This is a genomic window from Brytella acorum (genome assembly GCF_029309905.1).
In the GTDB taxonomy this organism is placed as follows: Bacteria; Pseudomonadota; Alphaproteobacteria; order Acetobacterales; family Acetobacteraceae; genus Brytella; species Brytella acorum.
Genome location: NZ_JARBJP010000015.1, coordinates 22,344 through 29,363 on the forward strand (window position 1 = coordinate 22,344; position 7,020 = coordinate 29,363).

General features: G+C 63.5%; 8 protein-coding genes and 1 pseudogene. 8 read left to right on the forward strand and 1 reads right to left on the reverse strand.

Annotated features, from left to right (window positions below; translation table 11 throughout):
• Positions 1–6: 6 nt before the first annotated feature.
• The 8 genes from PWM43_RS14295 to PWM43_RS14330 all read left to right on the forward strand — a co-directional run bounded on the left by PWM43_RS14295 (position 7) and on the right by PWM43_RS14330 (position 6,505).
• On the forward strand, positions 7–345 hold the full coding sequence (locus PWM43_RS14295) for a DUF736 domain-containing protein (protein WP_212376246.1): 339 nt from the start codon (positions 7–9) through the stop codon (positions 343–345).
• Positions 332–1,033: a lytic transglycosylase domain-containing protein gene (locus tag PWM43_RS14300; RefSeq protein ID WP_212376243.1), complete on the forward strand. Its 702-nt coding sequence runs from the start codon at positions 332–334 to the stop codon at positions 1,031–1,033. Before PWM43_RS14295 ends, PWM43_RS14300 begins: the two co-directional genes overlap by 14 nt.
• 246 nt (positions 1,034–1,279) lie before the next feature.
• Positions 1,280–3,034, forward strand: coding sequence for a relaxase/mobilization nuclease domain-containing protein (locus tag PWM43_RS14305; protein WP_289843175.1), 1,755 nt, complete (start codon positions 1,280–1,282; stop codon positions 3,032–3,034).
• Between the two features lie 89 nt (positions 3,035–3,123).
• On the forward strand, positions 3,124–3,396 hold the full coding sequence (locus tag PWM43_RS14310; protein ID WP_010668170.1) for a type II toxin-antitoxin system ParD family antitoxin: 273 nt from the start codon (positions 3,124–3,126) through the stop codon (positions 3,394–3,396).
• Entirely contained in the window at positions 3,393–3,686 is a 294-nt protein-coding gene (locus PWM43_RS14315; RefSeq protein WP_289843171.1) for a type II toxin-antitoxin system RelE/ParE family toxin, read from the forward strand. Before PWM43_RS14310 ends, PWM43_RS14315 begins: the two co-directional genes overlap by 4 nt.
• 158 nt (positions 3,687–3,844) lie before the next feature.
• The gene (locus PWM43_RS14320) at positions 3,845–4,048 is read left to right on the forward strand and encodes a hypothetical protein (RefSeq protein ID WP_289843172.1); all 204 of its coding nucleotides are present in this window, start codon (positions 3,845–3,847) and stop codon (positions 4,046–4,048) included.
• Between the two features lie 43 nt (positions 4,049–4,091).
• Positions 4,092–6,074 carry a conjugal transfer protein TraG gene (locus tag PWM43_RS14325; RefSeq protein WP_289843173.1) on the forward strand — a complete coding sequence of 661 codons (1,983 nt, stop codon included), beginning with the start codon at positions 4,092–4,094 and terminating at the stop codon, positions 6,072–6,074.
• Between the two features lie 5 nt (positions 6,075–6,079).
• Positions 6,080–6,505 carry a CopG family transcriptional regulator gene (locus tag PWM43_RS14330; RefSeq protein ID WP_289843174.1) on the forward strand — a complete coding sequence of 142 codons (426 nt, stop codon included), beginning with the start codon at positions 6,080–6,082 and terminating at the stop codon, positions 6,503–6,505.
• Positions 6,506–6,678: 173 nt separating this feature from the next.
• Here PWM43_RS14330 and PWM43_RS15465 read toward each other — a convergent pair.
• Positions 6,679–6,915, reverse strand: a pseudogene (locus PWM43_RS15465) (DUF2326 domain-containing protein); the annotation flags it as partial.
• Positions 6,916–7,020 lie beyond the last annotated feature (105 nt).

The window sequence follows — 7,020 nt, forward strand, 5'->3', positions numbered from 1 at the left end:
GCTGACATGGCTCAGATCGGAACTTTCACGCGCACTTCTGACGGCTTCGCCGGTCGCCTGCGCACGCTCGCTCTCGACGTCGAACTGACGATCGTGCCGGCGACATCGTCGGACGTCGAGCATGCGCCCGACTATCGCGTCCATCTCGGCGACGCCGACGCTGGGCCGGAGATTGGTGCCGGCTGGAAACGCACCGGCGAGAAGGCGGGCACCTACCTCTCGCTCGTTCTCGATGACCCCACGCTGGCGCAGCCGATCCGCGCCAACCTGTTCCAGTCCGACCGTCAGGGGCGTGCCTTTCATCTGGTCTGGAACCGTCCGGTGAAGCGCGATGATCGGCGGTAAATCGGCACTCCGGCTGCTCGGTGTCGTGCTTCCGATCGTCGCTTCGATGACGATACCGGAGCATGTCGCGGTCGCCGATCCCTACGCCGACATGATCGCGGAAGCAGCCACACGCGCGCAGATTCCAGCGTCATGGATTGCTGCCGTCCTGCATGTGGAGAGCCGAGGTGATGCGCGGGCGGTGTCATCGGCGGGTGCGATGGGGCTCATGCAGGTGATGCCCGGCACATGGTCCAGCCTGCGCACGTCGCTCGGCCTTGGCGACGATCCGTTCGACCCGCACGATAACATTCTGGCCGGAGCGATCTATCTGCGCTGGATGCGGGACCGCTACGGCGAGGCCGGGTTTCTTGCCGCCTACAATGCCGGTCCCGCGCGCTATGACGAGCATCTGGCAACCGGCCGACCGTTGCCTGCCGAGACGCGGAACTACGTCGCGTCGGTCAGCGCGCGCCTGGCTCTTCCGCTTGCCGATGACATCGCGATCGGCGCTTCGGCGGCACCATCCTGGCAGGTTTCCTCCCTCTTTCCGGCGTCATTCCTGCGCACAGAAAATGCCCCCCGGCATGTCGGGAGCGTACATAATCTGGTGCATGCCGACGACGCCCGCCCGAGCGACTGGACGGCGCTTGCCCCGCAATCGGCCGGTCTGTTCATCTCGTCGGGACATGGGGAAACACGTCGATGACCCCCGTTCCGGTCCATCGGGTGCTGGCGGGCTGTGGGTGCCTTGGGGATGGGGTGCCGGGGGGAGACAGGCAACAGACAGAAGGACGGCAAGGTAAAAGCAGCGCCCGTCCGGGGCTGTATGTGGTTGTTTTGATTGGGGAATTTGGCCTCTCACCATCAGCCGCCTGCGGCTGTCCGGGCAGTTTTCCTAATCTTTTCAACGATCCGGGCGCCGTCAGGTGCACATCGAAGCGGAAAGCGGGCCATGGCGACGCGCGATGACGGCCTGAACGTCCGACCCGGACGCATCCAGCATGGCAATAGGGGCGCGCGTCCGAAATCCTTCGTCGGTGAGGTCATGCGTGCCGCGAAGAAGGCCGGTCATACCGGCACCCGGTTCGGCGCGAAGGGCAGGGGAGGCGGCGGTGGTTCCCGTTTCGGGCGCGGCCGACGCGCGGCCCTGTCCATGCGACTGCGCAGCAATGCCCGTCGGGTCGTGGTCAAAGCGCGGGTGGTCCGCCAGCAGGGGACGCGGTTTCGGTCCGCGCCTCTCGCCCGGCACATCGCCTATCTCAGACGCGAGGGCGTGACCCGCGACGGGGCCAAGGCCCATCTGTTCGATGCCGGTTCAGAGGAAGCGGACAGCAAGGCCTTCGCGGAACGCTGTGCGGACGACCGCCACCATTTCCGCTTCATCGTCTCGCCCGAGGACGCGGCGCGGATGGAAGACCTGCGGGGCTTCGCGCGGGAACTGCTGCAGGACATGGAGCGCGACCTCGGCACCAAGCTGGACTGGGTCGGGGTGGATCACTGGAACACCGACAATCCGCACGTCCATATCCTGGTACGCGGGGTGGCCGATGACGGCAAGGATCTGGTGATCAGCCGCGCCTATATCAGCCAGGGGCTACGCGATCGCGCCGCCGAGCGCGTGACGCTAGAGCTGGGTCCGCGCAGCGAGCAGGAAATCCGCACCGCCCTGGAGACCGAGATCGGCGCCGACCGTTGGACCAGTCTCGATCGCCCGTTGCAGGACATCAGCGATGAGGGCGGCGGCATCGTCGATCTGCGGCCGGGCGCGGGTGCAGAAGATCCGGAACTGCGCCGCCTGCTGGTCGGCCGGGCGACCAAGCTGGAAGGGCTCGGTCTCGCCGAACCGGTCGGGGTGGCGCGCTGGACCCTCAAGCCGGGGCTGGAGGCGACGCTGCGCGATCTCTCCATCCGGGGCGACATCATCAGGACCATGCACCGTGCCATGTCCGGTGGCGGGATGGAACCCGATGTGGCGGGCTTCGCGATCCACGGCGAGGCGCCGGCCGATCCCGTCATCGGCCGGCTGGTCGAGCGCGGACTGGATGACGAGTTGAAGGGCTCCGGCTACGTGGTCATCGCCGGCACTGACGGGCGGACGCATCATCTCCGCTTCCCGGATCTGGAGCTAACCGGAGATGCCAAGGCTGGTGCGATCGTTGAGACCCGGACCTGGGAGGATGCCAAAGGTAAGCAGCGTCTGTCACTGGCAACCCGCTCGGATTTCACGCTGGCCGAACAGGTGACGGCACCCGGTGCAACCTGGCTAGATCGCCAGTTACTCGCAAAAGAGCCGGCACTGGCCAATGCGGGCTTCGGCGCGGAGGTTCGCGCGGCGATGGCCCAGCGGATCGATCATCTTGCCTCCGAGGGGCTGGCCCGGCGGCAGGGCGAGCGCGTGGTGTTCGCGCCTGACCTGATCGGCACCCTGCGCCAGCGTGATCTGGATCAGACGGCGGCCAGATTGGCGGCGCAGACCGGGCTGGAGCACCGGCCCGCGAAGGACGGCGAGATTGTCTCGGGTGTCTATCGCCAGCGGGTGGCCCTGTCTTCGGGACGGTTCGCGATGGTCGATGACGGGCTGGGCTTCCAGCTAGTGCCGTGGCGCCCGGCGCTGGAGCAGAAGCTCGGACGGCAGGTTTCCGGCACCCTGTTGCCGGGCGGAGCGGTGGACTGGAATTTCGGGCGCAAGCGGGGGCTGGGTATTTGATGGCGGGTGGCCTGCCGGCGGATTTTCGGCTGACAAAGTGGCTGATTCATAAGTATGATGAAGTATGCTCATCTGAAAGGAGCCGGCTCATGTCCACGATTGAACGTATGACCATCACCGTGCCGTCCGAAATGGCCGCGATCCTGCGCCAGTCCGTCGACGGTGGCGAATATGCCTCGACCAGCGAGGTGGTGCGCGAGGCATTGCGCGAATGGATGCGTCGTCGTGATACCGACCGCCGCGATCTCAATGCCCTGCGGGAGGCAATCCGGCTTGGTGATGAGAGCGGGTCGAGCATTCCGGCCGAGACCGTCTTTGCCGAATTGCGCGACGTGATCGCCCGCCGCCGCGCGCAGGGATGAAACGGCTCGGCTTCGCTCCGGCCGCGCGTGCCGACCTTCTGGAGATCGCGCTCTATATCGCCGAGGACAATCCCGAGCGGGCCATGAGCTTCGTTGCTGAACTGGAAGCGAAGGCCGCGGTCGCGGCAGAACATCCTGGGAGCTTTCCGGCGCGCGATGAGATCAGCCCCGGATTGAGGGTCATTGTTCACGGCCGTTATCTGCTGTTCTTCCGTGAACTGGTCGACGAGGTACGCATCGTCCGCGTGCTTCATGGCGCACGGGATCTGCCGCAGATATTTGACTCGTAAAGTCAGGGCCGTGGGGTCGCGCGCAGCGGTCGTCAATGACGATGAACATCGACGCCCTCACGACGATCAGAATGCGGGTGCGATCCTCAAGCGGAGGCATCTTTACCGTACCGGGTTCTTCTCCACATGCGACGACATGGCGATCGGAGTTTCCCAGCATGACAAGGCGAAATAAGGCGCCATCGATCCATTATCCCACCAATCATCAAAACGAGTGGACGCTTGTCGGATTGCTGGAACAGGGCGAGCGAAGCGGCGTCAGCAAGCGCACGATTCTCGATATTCTTGCCGCCGTGAAGGTCGTCCGGAAACCGTCCGTTTATTATCCCCTCCCGTCCGGCGACCCAAAGCGCTTCAATTAGGCCTTGAATATCGGGACATCGAGCCGTCTGGTCGGTTCCTGTCATGAACCAGACCAAGATCCTCTGGGGATCGGTGTGCGCCGTCAGCACCGTGATCCTCGCTTTTACCTGGGCCGCAACGCAGTGGACTGCCTGGCGGCTCGGCTTCCAGCCGCAGCTTGGTGCGCCGTGGGTCACGCTGCTCGGCTGGCCGGTTTATTACCCGCCGGAGTTCTTCTGGTGGTGGTTCGCCTATGACGCTTATGCCCCGGATATCTTCACCACCGGCGGTTACATCGCGGCATCGGGCGGGATCGCCGCCGTTATCGTCGCGATTACGATGGCGGTGTGGCGTGCCCGAGAGAAGAAACGCGCCACCACTTATGGCTCGGCGCACTGGGCCGAGCCGCGCGAGATCCGTCGCGCCGGGCTGCTTGCCCCCGATGGGGTGGTGCTGGGCCGCTCGGCCGACGCCTATCTCCGTCATGACGGACCGGAGCATGTGCTGTGCTTTGCGCCGACCCGCTCGGGCAAGGGCGTCGGGCTGGTTGTGCCGACGCTGCTGACCTGGCCGGGCTCCGCCATCGTCCATGACATCAAGGGAGAGAACTGGACGCTGACCGCCGGCTGGCGCTCGCGTTTCGGTCGGGTGCTGCTGTTCGATCCGACCAATCTGGCCAGCGCCGCCTACAATCCGTTGCTGGAGGTGCGGCGCGGCGAGCGCGAAGTCCGCGATGTGCAGAACATCGCTGACGTGCTGGTCGATCCCGAGGGTGCCCTGGAGAAGCGGAACCATTGGGAAAAGACCAGCCACGCCCTGCTGGTCGGTACCATCCTGCATGTCCTCTACGCGGAGGAGGACAAGACCCTGGCCGGGGTCGCCAATTTCCTCTCCGACCCCAAACGGGCGATCGAGACCACCCTGCGCGCCATGATGACCACGCCGCATCTCGGCAAAAAAGGTGTCCATCCGGTGGTCGCCAGTTCGGCGCGGGAACTGCTCAACAAGAGCGACAACGAGCGCTCGGGCGTGCTGTCCACCGCCATGTCGTTCCTCGGCCTCTATCGCGATCCGGTGGTAGCCCATGTGACCCGGCGCTGTGACTGGCGGATCCGCGATCTTGTCGCCGGCACCCATCCGGCGACGCTGTATCTGGTGGTTCCGCCCTCGGACATCAGCCGCACCAAGCCGCTGGTGCGGCTGGTGCTCAACCAGATCGGCCGCCGGCTGACCGAGGAACTGGAGGCGAAGCGGCGGCATCGGCTACTGTTGATGCTCGATGAATTCCCGGCGCTGGGGCGGCTGGATTTCTTCGAGAGTGCGCTGGCCTTCATGGCGGGCTATGGCATCAAGAGCTTCCTGATTGGCCAGAGCCTGAACCAGATCGAGAAAGCCTATGGCCAGAACAACTCGATCCTCGACAACTGCCATGTCCGGGTCAGCTTTGCGACCAATGACGAACGGACCGCCAAACGGGTATCGGACGCGCTGGGCACCGCGACAGAGATCCGTGACGCGAAGAATTATGCCGGGCATCGGCTGTCGCCGTGGCTCGGACATCTGATGGTGACGCGCCACGAGACCGCGCGACCGCTGCTGACACCCGGCGAGATCATGCAGCTTCCCCCTGACGAGGAACTGGTGCTGGTGTCCGGCTGCCCGCCGATCCGGGCGCGTAAGGCGCGGTATTTTGAGGATGCCGAACTGGCCGCGCGCATCCTCCTGTCACCCCGGTTCGAGCCACCTTCAGCCCCCGAAGGAACGCCGCCCATCGGACCGCAGCCGTCAGGGGACTGGGCCGATGTGGTCCAGCCGCTGCCTGCCAGCAATGCAGATGATGATCCCGCCAATGCCGGCATCCGCCGTGAGCCGGAATTGCCGGAACAGGAGGAGGTGGTGCAGGCACCGAGAAAGCCGGTGCATGAGTTCGATCCGCCCGACGAGGAACCGGAGGACGATGCCAGACGGGCGCAGACCCTTCGGCGCGGTGAGCAGGTTCTCGCGCGGCAGGTGTCGCTCGATCCCGGCGATCGGATGGGGCTGTAACTGCCATGCGGATCAAGCATACGATCCGGCTGCCTGCTGATCTCAGCACAAAATTGGCCGATTACGCCGTCCGCAAGAAAGTGCCGCAGGCGTTGATCGTCGAGACCGCGCTGGCATCGTTCCTGTCGCCGGACGGCCCGGAACGGTTGGAGGCGGCGTTGGCCCGGCGGCTGGACCGGATGGCGCGGCAACTGGAGCGAATGGAACGACGGGTCACGATCTCCAATGAATCACTGGCCGTGTTCGTGCGCTTCTGGCTCACCAGCACGCCGCCGTTACCAGACGCGGCGCTTGCGGCAGCGCAGAGCAAGGGGCGAGAGCGGTATGACGGGTTCATCGAAGCGGTCGGGCGCCGACTTGCCAGAGGGAAAACACTGGACGACGAGGTAAGGTTAGATATGACGACTGCGGCTGAGGCACAGGAGGCCTGATGTCGTGACAATAAGTTTGTGAAGGTAACTCAATGTTCGTTTGATGGCAAGGAAAGCGACAGTGACGTTGACGAGGACGACAGTTACAAGGAGAGACGTGAGAGCAGAGGTCTGAAATTTTCCTTCCTAGATCCAGATGTGAATTAGGAAGTTCTATTTCGACAAGAAGGTTTCTAGATAATTTCTTGATAGTTTGTCTTGAGAAAACGATGGCTTTTCGTAAACGACGCGACAATATTTCCTTCAAGATCATCGTGCCACGGCTCATCATTTAGGCGACCTAGACGATCAGTATTTAAGGTAAGTATATATTGTTGATCGTCGTCGAATACAGATTTTGTGAAAACGAACTCCAAGCTTCTCTTTAGCGTATCGTCATCTACATCGAAAATGTTGTCGTGAACAAGAAGGCCAGGATGTCGTGTGACATGCCCCCCTTTTTGTTACCACTCAAAAAGAGAGTTTCCGGTTTTTATGGTTTGGGGTTGATGGGATGACAAGCGTCTCGGGGGCAT